The organism is Akkermansia sp. GGCC_0220 (assembly GCF_017566105.1).
Classification (GTDB): Bacteria; Verrucomicrobiota; Verrucomicrobiia; order Verrucomicrobiales; family Akkermansiaceae; genus Akkermansia; species Akkermansia massiliensis.
This window is the reverse complement of the sequence record NZ_JABFCI010000007.1, coordinates 57,852-76,246: the sequence shown is the minus strand read 5'-3', so window position 1 is coordinate 76,246 and position 18,395 is coordinate 57,852. Positions and strand designations below refer to the sequence as shown.

General features: G+C 59.9%; 12 protein-coding genes and 1 tRNA gene. 9 read left to right on the top strand and 4 right to left on the bottom strand.

Features of this window, described 5'->3' with window-relative positions; translation table 11 throughout:
* The first annotated feature begins 40 nt into the window (after positions 1–40).
* A tRNA-Ile gene (locus HJW02_RS06880) sits at positions 41–116 on the top strand.
* Positions 117–757: 641 nt separating this feature from the next.
* On the opposite strand, the gene HJW02_RS06870 is transcribed toward HJW02_RS06880, so the two are convergent.
* The 4 genes from HJW02_RS06870 to HJW02_RS06855 form a co-directional block, all read right to left on the bottom strand.
* Positions 758–1,387 carry a hypothetical protein gene (locus HJW02_RS06870; protein WP_208050615.1) on the bottom strand — a complete coding sequence of 210 codons (630 nt, stop codon included), beginning with the start codon at positions 1,385–1,387 and terminating at the stop codon, positions 758–760.
* Between the two features lie 285 nt (positions 1,388–1,672).
* Positions 1,673–2,833 carry a 2-isopropylmalate synthase gene (locus HJW02_RS06865; protein ID WP_102721376.1) on the bottom strand — a complete coding sequence of 387 codons (1,161 nt, stop codon included), beginning with the start codon at positions 2,831–2,833 and terminating at the stop codon, positions 1,673–1,675.
* 346 nt (positions 2,834–3,179) lie between these two features.
* On the bottom strand, positions 3,180–4,862 hold the full coding sequence (gene recJ, locus HJW02_RS06860; RefSeq protein WP_243760000.1) for a single-stranded-DNA-specific exonuclease RecJ: 1,683 nt from the start codon (positions 4,860–4,862) through the stop codon (positions 3,180–3,182).
* Positions 4,863–5,170: 308 nt separating this feature from the next.
* Positions 5,171–8,032, bottom strand: coding sequence for a beta-N-acetylglucosaminidase domain-containing protein (locus tag HJW02_RS06855; protein WP_102721374.1), 2,862 nt, complete (start codon positions 8,030–8,032; stop codon positions 5,171–5,173).
* Between the two features lie 314 nt (positions 8,033–8,346).
* On the opposite strand from HJW02_RS06855, the gene HJW02_RS06850 reads away from it, so the two are divergent.
* The 8 genes from HJW02_RS06850 to HJW02_RS06815 all read left to right on the top strand — a co-directional run bounded on the left by HJW02_RS06850 (position 8,347) and on the right by HJW02_RS06815 (position 18,331).
* Entirely contained in the window at positions 8,347–10,968 is a 2,622-nt protein-coding gene (locus HJW02_RS06850) for a DUF2339 domain-containing protein (protein ID WP_180971776.1), read from the top strand.
* A 67-nt stretch (positions 10,969–11,035) separates the two neighbouring features.
* Entirely contained in the window at positions 11,036–11,968 is a 933-nt protein-coding gene (locus HJW02_RS06845; RefSeq protein WP_180971530.1) for a metal ABC transporter substrate-binding protein, read from the top strand.
* Complete coding sequence (locus HJW02_RS06840) at positions 11,965–12,399, top strand: hypothetical protein (protein ID WP_102721372.1); 435 nt, start codon at positions 11,965–11,967, stop codon at positions 12,397–12,399. Before HJW02_RS06845 ends, HJW02_RS06840 begins: the two co-directional genes overlap by 4 nt.
* Entirely contained in the window at positions 12,390–13,196 is an 807-nt protein-coding gene (locus HJW02_RS06835; protein ID WP_218957705.1) for a metal ABC transporter ATP-binding protein, read from the top strand. Before HJW02_RS06840 ends, HJW02_RS06835 begins: the two co-directional genes overlap by 10 nt.
* Positions 13,193–14,056: a metal ABC transporter permease gene (locus HJW02_RS06830; RefSeq protein WP_022397028.1), complete on the top strand. Its 864-nt coding sequence runs from the start codon at positions 13,193–13,195 to the stop codon at positions 14,054–14,056. The genes HJW02_RS06835 and HJW02_RS06830 overlap by 4 nt, the downstream gene beginning before the upstream one ends.
* Positions 14,057–14,168: 112 nt before the next feature.
* The gene (locus tag HJW02_RS06825) at positions 14,169–14,660 is read left to right on the top strand and encodes a UvrB/UvrC motif-containing protein (protein WP_102721371.1); all 492 of its coding nucleotides are present in this window, start codon (positions 14,169–14,171) and stop codon (positions 14,658–14,660) included.
* A gap of 5 nt (positions 14,661–14,665) precedes the next feature.
* On the top strand, positions 14,666–15,721 hold the full coding sequence (locus HJW02_RS06820; RefSeq protein ID WP_102721370.1) for a protein arginine kinase: 1,056 nt from the start codon (positions 14,666–14,668) through the stop codon (positions 15,719–15,721).
* A gap of 27 nt (positions 15,722–15,748) precedes the next feature.
* Positions 15,749–18,331 carry an ATP-dependent Clp protease ATP-binding subunit gene (locus tag HJW02_RS06815; RefSeq protein ID WP_102721369.1) on the top strand — a complete coding sequence of 861 codons (2,583 nt, stop codon included), beginning with the start codon at positions 15,749–15,751 and terminating at the stop codon, positions 18,329–18,331.
* The last annotated feature ends 64 nt before the right edge of the window (positions 18,332–18,395 follow it).

Below are 18,395 nucleotides of genomic sequence, written 5' to 3'. Positions count from 1 at the left end.
CGTCAAATTCTGCTATCGTTTCTCCACGTTGTTCTTCAACGGGCTCGTAGCTCAGCGGTTAGAGCAGGGGACTCATAATCCCTTGGTCGTAGGTTCGAACCCTACCGGGCCTACCATTTTTTCTTGAGTGGCCTTACCTATGCCTCTATTTTGCAAGATTTTCCACCGCAAACGGTTCTTATGGCATTCAGATTTTGTCATGCTTTCCGCCACGCACGGCTTTTTCAGTTTATAATGGTTCCAAAATAACTGATGCACCATGTGATGGCTGAATGCACCAATGCTCACATAAAGCATTCCGGGCTAGGAGCGGTGAAACAGTTTTTTGTTCCACTTTTTCAAACCTGCCTCTAATTTTTCCCTGGGGGTTTTCTTCCTGCCACTCAAATTGCGGATGAAAAAATCCCTGTAGTTATTGACGCAAAATCCGTTTCCCCTTCTCCTCACCTGTTCCACGGGAGAAGTAAATATCTCAATTAGAGCTGCCTTCAGTCTGGCCTCCTTTTCCTGAGCCCGTTCAATCTGCCAGGGGAGCCGTTTAGGTTCAGCCATCATGGCGAGCCATGATTCATCATCTTCATCAATTCTTTTGATTTCCGCTACAACTTCGTCCAGAGATGAATACCGGTGGCAATTAATAAATGCCCTGGGATTATAGTCCTCCTCAATTAATGGATTTCCCCAGTAAATAGGGATGGAGCGGGCCAGAAAGCTCGTGATTATTTTTTCTGTTGAATAACCCCGGTACCAGGCATTTTCACACGCAAAGGAAAAACTTATAGGGGTTTTTCAACAGAATACTTCCCTTGAGCCAGTCATCGGACTCCCTGGGAACGGAACAGGGTGTATTGTTCAAATGCTTTCCTATGGAATTGATCTTCTTGTATTCAGAAAGCCGGGAAAACAACTGGATGCGGTAGGGATGCCCTTCTCCATGGGAGTAGATATAATTGCAGAATCCGCTTTTCCGGTTCAGGGCATCAGCCACATTTTCCAATGGCAGCTGATCCGCCTGGACACGGTAGGAGGATAAAAAAGGCATCTCCAGAACGCGCCCCCCATGATCGGCGGAATCAAACCCTATGTGATAATCGAACAAATTCAAATCTGGAGCGAGGGCTTCTCCGTATACATCCATGATCGTAATTTTTCCTATGGAGTCCTGTAAAAATTGAAGATACATCTCTTTGGAAGAGGTATACAACCAAGGAAAGGCAATAAGAAAATCTGCGTTGTCCCTGTCAATTTCCAGTTCAAGAATAGATGGATCTATCTTCCTGAAACGGCATAGAAAACCATCGATCTGCCATTCCTCAGCGCCCTGCATAAACCCGATTTTTACTTTCATTCCCTGTTTCTCAAATTGATGGGCATTATACAGGCCCATGTAAGCTAGTCAATCTGAACGAAGACAGACCCAACATCCTCATATCTTCCATGCAAGCTTTTTAAATCCATCAGGTAGCCGTACAATCTCATAGTATATTTTCCTCTTGGGAAAAGCAGGTTCACCGACCATAAAATACCAAATTCAGTCCACCTGTTATTGATGGAACAACCAACCTTGCCATCTCTCCGTGCCTCATATAGAACTCGTGTTTTTACATGGAATTCCCTTTTCCTGTAAAACGCCGCCCGGAAATCCTGAGGAGAATTTCCGGACGGCGGAGATTTACGCATGAATGGCGTTCACCATGGCGGCCAGGTCGTCGTCATACACGAACTTGCACTGATCCCCACGCTGCTTGAACAGTTCAAACAGGCGCGGCATGTCCGTATCCGGAACGGAGAAGCCCAGCGCATCCAGGCGCATTTTCACGGCATGCCTCCCGGAATGCTTGGTCAGGGGCAGTTCCGTAGCTCCCCAGCCAATTTCCTCCGGATCCATGATTTCATAAGTGCTCCGGTTCTTCAGAACGCCGTCCTGATGAATGCCGGAACCGTGGGCAAAGGCGTTCGCCCCAACCACAGCCTTGGAGCGCGAGACGGGCAACCCGCTCATGGCGGCCACCATGCGGCTGGTCCTCACCAGTTCCTTCGTCCGGATTCCGGTCCCCGCGCCGGAAAAGAAATCCGGACGGGAATGCAGCGCCATGACGACTTCCTCCAGAGCGGTGTTTCCGGCCCGTTCACCAATGCCGTTGATAGTGCCCTCCACCTGCTGCGCTCCGGCGCGGATGGCTGCCAGGGAATTGGCTACGGCCATTCCCATGTCGTCATGGCAGTGGACGGACAGCCTGGCGCGGCTCACATTGGGAACATTGGATTTCAGGTAGGAAATCAGGCGGTAGTATTCCTCCGGCATCGTGTAACCCACCGTATCCGGAATGTTGACGACGGCGGCGCCCGCATCAATCACGGCTTCCACCATTTCCGCCAGGAATTCCGGCTCCGTTCGGGAGGCGTCCTCCGCGGAGAACTGCACTTCCCCGCATAATCCGGAAGCCATGGCGACGGCCTTGACAGCCATTTCCCTGATTTGCCCCCGGCTTTTTTCCAGCTTGTATTTCCGGTGGATGGGGGACGTGGCCACCACCAGATGGATGCGTTCCCGGTCTCCGGCAGCCTTCAACGCCTCATGGGCGGCAACGATGTCCTTCTCCACGCAGCGTGCCAGCCCGCAGACGCGGCTTTTTTCCGTGCGTTCCGCCACGGTGCGGACAGCGTGGAAGTCGCCGTCCGAGATGACGGGGAAGCCCGCCTCAATTACGTCCACTCCCAGAGCTTCCAGCTGCATGGCGACCTGTATTTTCTGCTCCACGGTCATCGCCGCGCCGGGGCACTGTTCCCCGTCTCTCAGCGTCGTATCAAAAATGTGTATGTGTTCTTTCATTACAGTAAAAAATGTTAAGGGTTCGTTCCTTCGGAAACTGCGCACGGAAAACGCTCCTGTTATGGAATCATTCCTTTGGCGCAAATCAAGACCAGCCGTTTACTTCCCTGGCGCCGGAACGGCTCACCGGCGCATATCAAGATATCTTCACGGACTACCGTCCGAGAAGCAGCAATAGACGACCTTGAAGGAACAGGGTGTTCATCTTGCTTATTTTTACCATAACTCCGCCCTGAATGGGGGAACAAGGCAGACGATGCATTTTTGACACGGTTTTGTCAAGAACGGCGGGACGCATGACTTTTTCCGCAGAAAAAACCGTGCACACTCCCCCCTTGAGGAGAAGCTACATTTCCCGGTGGGAGCGTATTTCCTGAATGGAGATGGACAGGGAGGCGCGGCCCCGGTACACGTTCCGGTCAATCGTAAAGGCGATGTCCCAGGGGGGATTGGGGAGTTCCCGCTCCGCCCCGTTGAAGAAGATGGCGTCACGCTCCACCATTCCCTGCCGCATGAAGAGTTTCAGGTGGTTGGTTCCCACGCGCTTGGGCGGCTCCGTGGGGAAGACGTCGGAGCTCATGAAGAGGGGCTGGGGATTGGAGTTGCCGAAGGGCTCCAGCTTTTCATAGCTGTCCAGCAAGTCCAGCGTCAGCGCCTGGAAGGAGACTTCCATGTCTATGTTGAGCACGGGGCTGCGCTGTTCCTCCGTCGTGGTTTCAGAGACGTACCGATTGAAGGCCCGGCGGAAGTCGTCCATGCGGGCTTCCTCAATCACCAGGCCCGCCGCCATGTCATGGCCGCCGCCGGAAACCAGCGTATCCGCACAGTGGTGGATGGCCTGAACCAGGGATACGCCGGGAATGGAGCGGCCGGACCCCTTCCCTACGCCGCTCTCATCAAAGGCGATGACGAAGGTGGGCTTGTGATACCGCCTCATGAGCTGGGAGGCTACGATGCCTACCACGCCGGGATGCCAGGCGCGGGAACCGAGCACAATGACGTTGTCCCGTTCCGGGTCAAAGGAGTTGTGGAGCATTTCCACCGCATCCGTACGGATGGCCTCCTCTTCCTCCTGCCGCTTGCGGTTGTGCGAATCCAGCATCTGGGCAAGCTGCACGGCGCGCCTGTTGTCCATGGTCAGCAGAAGTTCCAGGGCGTCCATGGGGGAGTCCATGCGCCCGGCGGCATTGATGCGGGGGCCTATCCTGAAGCCCACATGCGCGGCATTCAGAAAGCCCGCGTGGTTGGCGGAGTCGGAAGGGCGGATGCCCGCTATTTCCGTCAGGGTTTTCAGGCCCGTATGGCGGCTGTGCGCCAGCCTTCCCAGGCCGTGGCGCACCAGAATCCTGTTTTCATCCACCAGGGGGACGATGTCCGCCACGGTGGCCACGGCCACCAGGTCCAGATAAAGTTTCAGGTCAAAGGTTTTCAGCTTCCGCTCCTTCAGGAGGGCGTGCGCCAGCTTGAAGACCACGCCCGCACTGCACAGGTAGGTGTACGGGCTGTTTTCCTCAATTTTGGCATTGACCACCGCCACGGCGTCCGGCCGGCCCAGCGGCCCCGCTTCATGGTGGTCCAGAATGATGACGTCTATTCCCAGGCCATTGAGCATTTCCACTTCCTTTACGGAGGAGGTGCCGCAGTCCACCGTAATGAGCAGGCTGGGTTTTTCCGCACATTCGGAGAGACAGCGCTCTATGCCCGCCTCGCTGAGTCCGTACCCTTCCCGGGAACGGACGGGGATGAAGTACTGGGGGTCCAGGTCATAGGACATCAGAATGGCCCGGAGAAGCGCCACGGAGGTGACTCCGTCCACATCGTAGTCCCCGTAAATGCACACGGTTTCCCCTTCGTCCACGGCCTGGAAGATGCGTTCCACGGCGGCCCTCATTTCCCCCATCAGGAAAGGGTCGCTCAGGTGGGAAAGCCTGGGGTCCAGAAAGAGTTCCGTTTCCGTCCCCCCGGTGAATCCGCGCTGCAGCAGAAGCTGCTTGACCAGCAGGGGCAGTTCCGCGGGAAACGCTTTCAAGACCGGATCATCCTCCTTCACGGAAGGGCGGAGAGTCCAATGAAAGCCCGGTGTCATGGCAGTATTTTAGCCCCGCATCCAACAGGGTCAAGGTTGTTTCCACAACAAGCTGCCAAAGCGGGAAGAAGAAGGTGCCTAACCTGTTTCCGGGAGAATGGCCGCCGTTCCCGCCGGAATGCGGGTTCCTCCTTCCCCCATGATGCATGGAAACGGCCTTCACGCTGCATTTCCATCTTTTCAAAGAGAAAAGCTCCGTCCGGGGAAAATCCGGACGGAGCCGCAGCATCAGGCATCAGCGCCTGAAATAACTATTTCCGGGAGGAGAAGATCACCTCATTGATGATCGCGTCCGGCTGGGGGGCCTTGTAGGTCAGGCGCACGGCAGTGGTCCCGGCCGGAATGGCAAACTCGGAAACTCCGGGTCCGACGTTCCGCTTGCCCACCGGCGTCCAGGATCCCTCGCCGCGGCGCGCCTGGATGGCGAAGGCGGCGGACCCTACCACGACTACCTTGGCAGCCTTGGGGTTGTCCAGATTGGGGACGATCACGTCCAGCGGCTTGTCGGCGCGGTAAACCGTTTTCAGGTTCCTGTCGCTCAGGGAGACCAGGCTGGTGCCGGGGTCCGACGGGGGAACGTCAAATTTGAACATGTTCAGAACGATGTCCTGTTCCTTGCCGCTTTTGTTGACCAGTTTCATGCCCTTGATTCCCTTGGGGAGCTGGTTCGCCCTGGCAATGAAGTTTTTACCCTGCTTGTCCAGCTTCTGCACCACGGGCTTGGCGGAGCCTTCCACGTCCAGCTCCACTTCCGCCCAGGAGTTGACGTCATCCCGTTCCAGGTTGACTTCCAGCCAGGTGGCGTCCGTGGGGCCTTCCAATTGCAGGGAGATGAATTCGCCGGGCTTCATTTTGTGCGTTTCCATCACGCGGTTGATGCGCACGATTTTGTCGGATTTCTGCACGGAGACGCCTTCCAGCCCCGCCACGTTGGAGGCGGCCATGGCTGAAGGAGGCGTGTTGACGGCTATTTCACGCACGGCGGTCCAGACGGCGCGACCGTTGTCCGTTTTCTTCGGTTCAATGACGCGGTAGCGCACGGCACGGAGTGAGACGGGCTTGGGCGCCTTCCATACCACCTGCATGCCGGAGGTTTCCGGTCCCAGCGGCTTCCAGGTTTTCAGGTCCCGGGAGCCTTCCAGCTGCCCCCTGGCTACATAGTCGCCGTCCTTGTCATTGCGGCCCATGAGCACTTCCACGCTCCGCACGGGAATCGGCATGCCGTAGTCCACGCCATACCAGTCTCCCGGCTCGCCGTAGGCGCCGGAATGCCAGAAGGAGCCGCGGTCTCCGTCACAGAAGAGTTCCGCCTTGTCCATATTGCCCCCCTTGACCAGGGGCTTGGGGGAAAGGGCCGGAGTGCCCGCAATAGCGGGGAAAACTTTTTTGGAAACGGTGTCCGCCAGTTCATTGACGGCGGGGGTCATCACCCGGGAACCGGTTTTCACCACGGAGCGGTACAACTGGCCTTCCTGGTTGTGGCGGCGGGAAATGCCGTCCATGGCCGCCAGGGCCTGCGTGGCCTGCACCAGCTGGGTCACGGCGTCCCTGGTGTTGTTTTCCTCCAGCGCCGCCACGGCATGCTGGCCGGCGCGGCCCAGTTGTTCAAAGGCATCCACCCACGCGCCGATTTCCTTCATCAAGCGGGGGTTGTCCGCCTTGGCCCGGATGACGGGCGCGGCGGCGGCCATGCGGGCGAATTCCTTCTTGAGCAGGGCCGTATCCGCTTTGGCCACCTTGCCTTCCCGGGCGGCTTCCAGCACGCGCTTGACCACGGGTTCTATTTCCACGGATTCCTCACGGCGGTAGCCGTGGCCGTTGGACCCCTGGTCGGAGTTGTGGTTCACAAAGACCTGCATGGCTTCCGCCGCCTGCGGGAACAGGCGCTTGACGCCTTCCTTCCAGGATTCCTCCGATTTGAAGCCGTTGATGTTCCAGGTGTAGTCCGCAAGGCCGAAGAGGGAGACCTTGGAGGCCTCCGGCTTGTCCATGGGGTTGGAGACGAAGCCGCCCATGGATTCCTTCGCGCCCGGTTCCGTGGCAAGGCCGTACACGCGGCCCATGCACAGGTTGGAGCGGCAGTAGTCCGTTACGGGGAAGTTCCACCAGACGTAGGAGGGACGCTTGATTCTCTTGTTCACCCATTGCTGGCCTTCCAGCGTGATGTCATGGCAGACGGAGTCCCCCGTCCACATGACGTGGATGGAGGGGTCCAGACGGTCGCCCAGAATGTCCAGGTAGGTTCCCGGCTTGGAGTCCGCCCAGCCGCGGTTGTACTCCGTAGGACACATGACCAGGGGGGTGACGTCCTTTTTCACCTTGACGAATTCGTTGTTGATCTTGTTGAGCAGGAGCGCCTGCATGTCCCCCCTCTTTCCCTCGCCGAAGATGTCGTCAAAGAACACGGCAAAGGACCGGACGCCCAGCTTGTACATCATCTCAAATTTTTTGATGACGTTGTTCATGTCCTCTTCCGTCCACTTGATGTCCTTGCCGGGGTGGATGGCCCAGACAAAGTCCACGTGGTTTTCCTTCGCCACCTTCACCAGTTCCTTGATCTGGGCGGCCTGGTCCGCGGGATAGGGGTCCCGCCAGTGGGGGGAGGAGTGGTAGGGATCGTCCTTCGGCCCGTAGATGTATGTGTTCATCTTGTTCTGGCCGTAAAAGCGCAGCTGGCTCAAACGGGCCTCATGGCTCCATGGAGTGCCGTAGAAGCCTTCCACCGTTCCGCGGAATTCGATGTCCGGCCAGTCCGTGATTTCCCCTACGGGCAAGGTCACGCCTTCGCCGCCGGCCTTCGTGCCGAGCTGCCGCAGCGTCTGCATGGCGTAAAAAGCGCCCCGCTCGTCATGGGCGCCTATGGCCACTTTGCCCTGCGGGGAGACGACCAGCTTGTAGGCCCCGGATTTTTCCGGAACGCCGTTCAGCAGCTTGCTGGCCGCCGTCTTGGCGGAGCGAATCACCACGGAAGGCTTTCCGGAGAAAGCAACCGTCTGGGAGGAGAGATTGGACTGCTGGGGAACCGGGTACACGGCAGGTGACGCCGCAAGGGCGGAGCCGCCCAGCAGGGCAGCCACGCTCAAACCACATTGAAGAAGTTGAAAACCATTCATGATGATGCGCGATAATGGAATCAGAAAACACTTTCCACCTCAAGAAAAAACCGTCCGCTCCCATTCCTCAATACGTCAACCCGGGAAAGGCGCGGAAGGGGGCTTCCAGGCGGCGCGCCTTCCGGTCTCTTCCCCGCGAACGTTTCCTGTGCCGCCTTGGCCCATTCCACCCCCCGCATGAAATCCACCGCCGGGACGGCCTTCAGCCGGCGGTTCCGTGCGGCTCTTTCAGGACAGGCGGCCATGTACCTTTTTGCGTCTTGCAGTCCCATTCTTCCGGTGTAGAATACATTTTCCCTACCCCTTCCCTCCCCATGGAATTTTTCATTCTTCTGCTGGTCCTCGGCCTGCTTTCCGGAATGGTCTTCACCTTTGTGAAGGCCTGCCAGGTCGTTTCTCTGGAACAAAAAGTCCGCACTCTGGAAACGGAAGTCTCCGGATTAAAGGAACGTCTGAATTCCCGTTCCTCCCCCCAAAGGCCCCCCGCGGAAACCAGAAAGAGCCTTCCGCCCCCTGTGGAAAGTCCGGTGCAGCCCATCCGTACGCTTCCTGCCGCCGCCCCGGTACGGGAACCCGCCTGCGCCCTTCCCTCCCGGCACAGCCTGCAGCCGGTCCGGAACGCCAGGCCCGCACCGTCGCGCCCCGCGTCCTTTTCCTGGGAATACTTCATCGGCGCCAAGCTGCTCTCCTGGATAGGAGGGTTTGTGCTGTTTCTGGGAACCGGGTTCTTCGTCAAGTACAGCATTGACAATGATCTGATTTCTCCGGAATGGAGGGTAACCCTCACGTATCTGGCTGCCGCCGGCCTGCTGGGCGCCGGCCTGTCGCGGCTGAGGAAGAAGTACCCCATCCTTTCCGGCACGCTGACCTCCACGGGCATCCTGGTCCTGTACCTGGCTACCTGCGCCGGACGCATGTTTTACGAGCTTCCCTTCTTCACGACGGCCATCGCGACCGTTCTGCTGGCGGCCACCACGGCGGCGGCCTTCATCCTGGCGGTGCGCCTGCGGTTCCGCATAATCGCCTTCCTGGGCATCATCGGCGGTTTTCTGACCCCGGTCATCCTGTCCACCGGCCAGGACCATACGGCCTCCCTGTTCCTGTACATGACCATCCTGAACGCCGGGTTGCTAGCCGTCGTGGCCGCAACCAGGTGGACAGGAGCCGGAGGAGCCGGACTGGCTGCCTATACCATCCTGCTGATGGGCTGGTTTGACGAATACGGCGGCCCCTCCCATATTCTCGCCGTCGTCATCCTGTCCATCTGCACCCTGCTCCTGTACGGGGGCTACGGCCTTTATGCCGGCACACGGCAGGCTGAACCGGACCGGAAGGGAGGTCCCTTCCTGCTGGCCTTCTGCGCCATTGCGGTCACCTGCCTGACGGCATTCCGCCTTCAGGCGGAGTGCAGCTTCCGGTTCCTTTCCCCTTCCTCCCACCTGCTTCTCCTGCTGGCGGGCATGCTCCCCATGATCGCCCTGCTCCCGCTGGCCCGCGCCAAAAGCACGTATTGGTCCTGCTTTCTTCCCATGGGGCTTTTCACCGTTTTCTATTTTTACCAGTCTTCCGCGGAAGAAGCCTCGCAATCTGCCCTCTGGATATCCTCCCAGCTCCAGGGCCTTTTCTGCCTGTTTATGATTCCGGCGTCTTATGCGGTGCTGTCCGCACGCACGCCTTCCGGAGGGGCCTACCTGGCGGAGCTTCAGCCCGGCGTCAGGATTTCCTGCTTCGCCACGGCGGCTCTCGCGTGGCTGCTGGTCATGCACCCGCTTTCACCTTCCCCTTTTTACGTTTTCCTGACGGCGGCCACGTTCTGCGGAATGGCGGCATGGCACCGGAGAGGGCAGGCCCTGATGGCCGCGGCGGCCGGGTACACGATTGCGGCGTCCTATCAGGACATCCACCCTGCCGGTTCCGCGGTGATTTTCCTGGCGATCTTCCTGCTGCCCCTGCTGCTGGTCCGGCGGTTCCGCAGCGGCTTGCTGGCCTGGAGCGCCTCCGCCCTGGCATTCCCCCTCTTCTACCTTTCCTGGTGGCTCTTCGGAACGGCCCACCATCCTGAGGCCACCCATTTCTGGGATTCCACCGTCGCGCTTGCCTGTGCGGCGCCTCCGCTGCTGGCGGCCCTGGCCCTGCGGCGGCTGCCGGAGGAAACGCTTTTGAAGCGTTCCGCCATCCTCTGCTTTTATTATGGAGCAGCCATCGGCATGCTGACGCTGGCCATCGGCCTCCAGTGGACGGGCGCCCCCCTGACCGTAGCCTGGTCCCTGGAAGGGCTGGCCCTTCTGCTGCTGTGCGGCAAATTTCCCCTGTCCAGGCTGGCCTGGACGGGATTTTTCCTGCTGGCCTTCCTGTTCGTCCGCAACGGCCTGTCGCAGGCCTTCGTGCAGCTTGACCCTGCCGGAATGCCGGCCCTGCGCACGATGTTCGCCACCATGGTTTTCTGCTGCATGGCCGGAGCCTGGTGGGTCCAGAAGAAAGTGACGCCACGCCTGCGGGGGGGCCGCAGCTCCGGCCTCCGCGTTCTTGTCGCGGCCCTGAATATTTTCGGGGCCATCCTGCTTTTCATCTGGATGAATACGGAAATATCCTGCGGCTTCGCCGCACCGGGAGACCGTCCGCTGATGATCCAGTTCGGGAGCAGCGTGGCGCAGGACCTCACCATTTCCATTGCCTGGAGCCTCTTTGCCCTGGGCCTGATCGCCACGGGGTTTGACATCAGGTCTTCCAGGGTGCGCATGGCGGGACTCGCCCTGCTGGGCATCACCCTGCTGAAAGTCGTCTGTTATGACATTTCCAGCCTCGGGCAACTGTACCGCGTGGGAGCCCTGGTGGGGCTGGCCGCCATCGTGCTCATCTCCTCCTTCCTGTACCAGAAGTTCACCATGAAGCTGAGGAACAAAAAGAAGAGCCAGGGAGAGGCCCCGAAAAGTTAGCGTCATCTCACTTTGGAAGACAAATTTGACCATTGCATCACTTGAAGGGCGGTTCATAATGCGGAACATGCTCCGGCGCATTCTGATTCCTTTTCTGTGTCTTCTGGGCCTGTTCTGCACTCTTCAGGCCCAGGACGCCCCCGGCCTGAAAATCGCGGCCCTGCACCCAATTCTGGGGGATATGGCCCGCGCCATCGGCGGCAGCCACGTGCAGGTGGCGGACCTGCTGCGCCCCAACGGCAACCTGCACAGCTTTGAACCCGCTCCGCAGGATATCGCCGCCGCCGGGCAGGCGCGCCTGGTTCTGGCCTCCGGCAAGAATCTGGAGCCATACCTTCCCAAGTTGAAGGACGCCCTGGGCGGCAGGGCGCAAATTCTGGACCTGGGGGCCTCCATTCCGGACGTTCCCGTGGCGGCGGACACCGCAGACCATGACCACGGGCACGACGGGGACTGCTGCGCCCACGGCCCCAACGATCCCCACTGGTGGCACACCCCGGCCAATATGAAACGCGCCGCCCGCGCCCTGGCCGCCGCGCTCACGCGGATGGACCCGGCCCATGAGCAGGATTACAAGGCCGGACTGGCCCGGTGGAACAGAAAAATGGACCAGCTTTCCTCCTGGGCCAGGAAGGAGCTTGCGGACATTCCGGAAGCGGACCGCATCCTGGTGACGGGGCACGCGGCCATGAACCATTTCTGCAAGGAATTCGGCTTCCGCAGCATCAGCATCCAGGGGGTGAGCCGTGAAGACGAAGGCAATTCCGCCCAGCTGGCCTCCACGCTGAAGAAGCTGCGCGCAGCCGGGGTAAAGGCCCTGTTCCCGGAATATTCCTCCAACCCCAAGAGCCTCACGGAGATCGCCAAATCCCTGAACATCCCCGTTGCCAAGCCGATCAATACCGACGGGCTGGCTCCGGACGGCCATACGTTCGAGTCCATGTTCAAGCAAAACGTCGGCATCATCAAGGAAGCCCTTTCCCCGTCCCCCAGGCCATGACCAGCACGCCCCTGCGCCAGTTTTTCCCTACTCTGGGAGTCGTCATCCTGCTGGGGTTCTTCCTTTATAACATGACGGCAGGCACCCCCGGAGCACAGGAAGCGGACCTCTCCTCCCCCGCGGCGCAGGCCGCGGACGTTCCCACGGTCATCACGGTCAGGTGCGCCCACCGTCCGGAATTTCTTTCCATCTCCCATGGAGGCCGTGTCCTCTGGCAATCCGGGACGCCCGGCCTGCATGAAGAAGTGGAATGCGGCCTTCCGCTGGAAGACGGCTCCGTGACGCTCACCGTTTCCGCCCGCTGGCCGGAAGGCACGCCGGACACCCCCGTTACGCTGGAACTGGAACCGGAGGGCAGGCCGTCCTCCTCCGCCACCCGCTGGTCCTTCGGCCCTTCCCTGAACGACAGCTACTCCTTCTCATGGAAATAAACAGTCCAGCCCCCCACTGCGCCCAGGACCACATCTGCTGGGGCGCGCATGCCAGCCACCCGGACCGCCACCGGCTGGAAGTGCGGAACCTCAGCGTGTATTACGGGAGCCTTCTTGCCCTGGACGGCATCAGCTTTTCCATCACCTGCGGCCACACGCTGGCCCTGATGGGCCCCAACGGCGCGGGAAAATCCACGCTGATCAAGGCCTTGGCCGGACTGCTCCGTCCTGATTCCGGGGAAATCCTGTGGAACGGCAGCCCTCTTCACGATACGCCGGGAGAAATCGCCTACCTGCCCCAGCGTTCCGACGTGGACTGGTCCTTTCCCATCACCGTCCGCGCGCTGGTGGAAATGGGCCGCTATCCGTCCCTGGGACTGTGGAAAAAATTCGGGCGCCATGACCGGGACATCGTAGAAAAATCCCTTCACGCGCTGGGCATGGAATCCCTGGCGGACCGCCAGATTTCAGAACTTTCCGGAGGGCAGCAGCAGCGGGCATTCCTGGCGCGCGCCCTGGCGCAGGAAGCCCACGTCCTGCTGCTGGACGAACCCTTCACAGGGCTGGACGCCCCGGCCTGCCAGTCCCTGGGGCGGCTGCTGGATTCCCTGGCGGCGGAAGGACGGCTGGTCATCGCCTCCCATCACGACCTGAACACGGCGGCGGACATTTTTGACACCATCCTGCTGATGAATCGCGAGCTGGTCGCCTTCGGCCCCCCGGGGGAAGTGCTTGCTCCCTCACGCATCCGGGAGACGTATGGAATGGAACCTCAACCGGAAACCCAAGTTTCATGATGGACGACTTTCTTCAATTCCTCCGCGAACCCATCGCGCAGCGCTCCCTGCTGGCATGCGTCATGATCGGCTTCGCCAACGGCTTCGTCAGCGGGCTGGTCATCCTGAAAAAATCGGCTCTCCAGATCGGCACGCTCTCCTGCGCCCTGCTGCCGGGCATAGCGGTGGCGGTGCTCCTCTTCGGCCTCACCCGCTGGAGCCTCCTGACGGGGGCCGTGGTGGCCGCCCTGCTGGTGGGCCTGGGTTCCCTATTCGTCTCCCGCACGTCCCGGCTGAACCAGGATACCGCCCTGTCCATCCTGCACACCACGGCCTTCGCCGCGGGTTTCATCGTACTAGTGCGGCTGGGCCTGCAACAGAAAATTGACGACTGGCTGTTCGGCTCCATCATGAGCCTGTCCGACTCCGACCTGTGGATCGCCTTCGCCATCAGTTCCGTCAGCGTCCTGATCCTGCTTCTCTTCCGCCGCCCCATCCTGATCTACCTCTTTGACCCGGACATCGCCACCACGCTGGGCATTCCCTCCCGCCTCATCAGCTACGGCATCTTCACCCTCATCATCCTGGTGCTCGTCTCTTCCCTCCAGGCCGTGGGGGCGTTCCTGACGCTGGGGCTTCTCGTCGGTCCCGCCGCCACGGTGTACATGCTCACCAACAAGCCTTCCCACCTCTTCTGGGGGGGCGGAATCATCGGTGGACTGGGCTCTTTGCTGGCCTTTTACCTGTCCTTCCCGCTGGGCTGGCACCTGGGCGCAACCATCATTCTGGTGCTGGGAACCTTCTTCTGCGCAGCCTACTTGTATTCATCACGGTGCGGGCTTCTAAAACAGCGCAGAAAGAATTCTTCCTCCGTACAATAACAAGGCCCGTTTTCATGACAATCCATGACACGCAGACTACTAGTCCGCCGTGGGGGTCGCCATTATAATGCGGGTTGTGAAAAAATGTGAGATATGCTCTGCACCGGCAACGGTGTTCCTGACACAGATCATCAACGGGAAATCCACCAAATTCTGCCTCTGCGCCAAATGCGCCCAGGAGCGGGGCCTGCTGGACCCGGACGCTTTTGATCTGGCGGAGAAACTGTTCCCGAACCTTCAGGGCCAGTTCGGCAAGGAAGGCGCGGCGGACCCCGCCGCCCCCATTCCGGCCCTGCAGTCCCTACCGCTCACAAGCTGCCCGATCTGCTCCTTCACCCTTCAGGATTACAAAAATGTAGGACGCCTGGGCTGCAGTGAATGCTACAACGTCTTTGAAGAAGAGATACTCCCTCTTCTCACCCAGATTCAGCCTGATTCCCACCATCACGGAAAAACGCCCGAACGGGCGGAAAAGCGCGAAACGGAAACCCATACCATCAGTGATCTGGAACAACAACTTTCCCTGGCAGTGGCAAGAGAGGATTATGAACGCGCGGCCAAGCTCCGCGATCAAATCAAGCAATTGCGCACGCCGACCAATTAACGTACATGCTCTTTGACGACTTACTAAACAACCCCGCCAAATGGATGGTGGAATCACGGGATGAACACGACATCGTTCTCACCTCCCGCATCCGCCTGGCACGCAATCTGACCGCCACCCCTTTTCCCGGCTGGGCCACGCGCCAGCAGAGGGAGGAAACGCTGAAGCTCACCTCCGGTGAAGCGCGCCAAATCCCCGTCATGAAGGGAGGCTATTACGCGGAACTCTCCGGACTCACCCAGCAGCAAAAACAGCTGCTGGTGGAACGCCACCTCATTTCCCGGGAACTGGCCGCGCGCTCGGAAGGCTGCGCCGTTCTCATCTCACGCAGCCAGAACGCCAGCATCCTCTTCAATGAGGAGGACCACCTGCGCCTTCAGTACATCCTGCCCGGCATCCAGCTTAAAAAAGCATGGGGAGCCATCTCCAAAATAGACTCCGAACTGGAAGCCAGGCTCCCGTACGCCTACAACACGCGGCTGGGCTACCTCACCGCCTGCCCCACCAACCTGGGCACGGGCATGAGGGCCTCCGTGATGATGCACCTGCCGGGCCTCGTCATCTCCGAACAGATGCAACAGGTCGTCCAGGCGGCCGTGCAGCTCAACATCACTGTCCGCGGCCTGTACGGAGAAGGGACGGAAGCCACCGGCAACCTCTTCCAGATTTCCAACCAGACCACGCTGGGAGACAGCGAGGACCAGATCGTGGAACGCATGACCCGCTTCACCTCCGACCTGGCCCACCAGGAATGGAACGCCCGCAGGCGGCTGCTCCAGGCTTCCTCGCTCCAGGTAAAAGACCGCGTTTCCCGCGCCTACGGCCTCCTGACCAACGCCACCCTGCTATCCACGCAGGAGGCGCTGGCGCTGCTCTCCTTCCTCCGGATGGGAGCATCCCTGGACATCTTTTCCCACCAGGCATTAAAAAACGTCAATAAAACCATACTGAACATTCAGCCGGCCCACCTGGCCCGCCTGTCCACTACGGACCAGACAACTCCCGAAGACAGGGACCAGATCCGTGCGGACATTATCCGGAAGGAACTTTCCGGAAACTGATGCAACAACAAAACTTCTTTACAATACATGAACAATTTTACGCCTAGGGCGCAACAAGTGCTGGCGCATGCGCGCCGGGAAGCGGACCGCTTCAATCATCATTACATAGGGACCGAACACCTGCTCCTCGGGCTGCTCAAGCTGGGCAAGGGCGTAGCCGTCACCATCCTGGAAAACCTGGGGGTGGAGCTTACCGCCGTGCGCAGGCAGGTGGAGGAACAAATAGGCCGGGGCACGGAGCCCCAGGCGGAGGGCAACATCCCGTACACCCCCAGAGTCCGCAAGGTCCTGGCGATGGCCAACCGGGAAGCCCAGGAACTCAACCACACGTATGTGGGCACGGAGCACCTGCTCCTGGGCCTCATCCGGGACGGCGACGGCGTGGCCGGCCAGATTCTGCGCCACTTCGGCGTGGATCTGGAACAGGCGCGGCGCGAGCTGCTGGACGTACTGACGCCCAAATACCAGATGGACGCGGATGAAGACAACATCATCCCGGACGACGATGACGACGAGGAGGAAAACGAATCCCCCGCCATCCCGACGGACGAACCTTCCTCCCCCACCTACTCCCGGCAGCAGAAATCCAAGACTCCCGCTCTCCAGGCCTTCGGCCGGGACATGACCCAGCTGGCCCGGGACGGCAAGCTGGACCCCGTGATCGGCCGTGCCTCCGAAATTGAGCGCGTCATCCAGATCCTGTGCCGCAGGAACAAGAACAACCCCGTCCTGCTCGGTGAAGCCGGGGTGGGCAAGACCGCCATCGTGGAAGGGCTGGCCCAGGAAATAGCCCAAGGCCACGTTCCGGAACTCCTGCGCAGCAAGAGAGTCATCTCCCTGGACCTGGCTCTGATGGTGGCGGGCACCAAGTACCGCGGCCAGTTTGAAGAACGGCTCAAGGCCGTGATGGATGAAATACGCCGGGAAGGCAACGTCATCCTCTTTATTGACGAGCTGCACACCATCGTGGGCGCGGGCTCCGCGGAAGGCTCCATGGACGCCTCCAACATCATCAAGCCCGCCCTCTCCCGCGGGGAGCTCCAGGCCATAGGCGCCACCACGCTCAATGAATACAGAAAACACATTGAGAAGGACGCCGCCCTGGAACGCCGCTTCCAGCAGGTGCAGGTGGGGGAACCCTCCGTGGAGGATACCATCCAGATTCTGGCCGGCATCCAGCCCAAGTATGAGGAACACCACAAGGTTCATTATACGAAAGAGGCCGTGGAAGCCGCAGCCAAGCTCTCCCACCGCTATCTGACGGGCCGCTTCCTGCCGGACAAGGCCATTGACATCCTGGATGAAGCGGGAGCGCGCAAGCGCGTCTCCCAGATGACCCGCCCAGACCACATCAGCGAGATGGAAGTCCGCATTGAGGAAATCAAGGAACGCAAGGACAAGGCCGTGGACGGCCAGCTCTTTGAGGAAGCCGCCCGCCTCCGCGACGAGGAAAAACAGGCCAAGGCGGAACTCCAGAACATGCTGGACACCTGGCGCAACTCCTACGAGACCAACTACGTCCCCGTAACGGATGAAGACGTGATGAGCGTGCTCGCCAAATGGACCGGCATTCCGCTGGCCCGGATGGAGGAAAAGGAAACCACCAAGCTCCTGCGCATGGAGGAAGAACTGAAAAGCAAGGTCATCGGCCAGGACGAGGCGGCCTCCGCCATCGCCCGCGCCCTGCGGCGCAGCCGCGCGGACATCAAAGACCCGCGCCGCCCGATCGGCTCCTTCCTCTTCCTGGGGCCCACCGGGGTGGGCAAAACCTACCTGGCCCGCAACCTGGCGGAAATCATGTTCGGCACCGCGGACGCCCTGATCCAGGTGGACATGAGCGAGTACATGGAAAAACACACCACGTCCCGCCTCATCGGCTCGCCTCCCGGCTACGTAGGCCATGACGAAGGCGGCCAGCTCACGGAAGCCGTCCGGCGCAGGCCCTACTCCGTTATCCTCTTTGACGAAGTGGAAAAGGCCCACCCGGACGTCATGAACCTGCTTCTCCAGATTCTGGAGGAAGGCAGCGTGACGGACTCCCTGGGACGCAAGATCAACTTCCGCAACACCATCATCATCCTGACCTCCAACGTGGGGGCTGCCTCCGCCAAGCGGCAGAGCGCCATGGGCTTCGGCGCCATGTCTGCCGACAATGCGGACTACGCCGCCATGAAGGAAAAGATTCTGGAAGCGGCGCGCAAGCAATTCCGCCCGGAATTCCTGAACCGCTTTGATGACATCTCCGTTTTCCGCATGCTGGAACGGGACGACCTGGAACGCATCGTACAGCTGGAAGCGGACAAGCTCATCTCCCGCCTCAAGACCAAGAACATCACGCTGGCCCTGAGCCCGGAAGCCCTGAGCCTGATCATCAAAAACGGCTACGATCCGCAGTACGGCGCGCGCCCGATGCGCCGCGCCATCGAACGCCTGCTGGAAGACCCGCTGGCGGAATCCCTGCTGAGGGGAGACGTGAAACCCGGCGATAAAATTGAAGCCGTGGAAACGGACGGAACGGAGACGCTCACCTTCCTGCACATCAAGGATAAAACCCCGGCAAAGCCCAAAACGCCGCGCAAAAGGGCTCCACGGAAGCCCAAGGCGGAATAAAAGCTTTCCGGTTTTTCAACCGAGGCCCCTGCATGCTGGCATGCAGGGGCTTTTTCTTTGACGG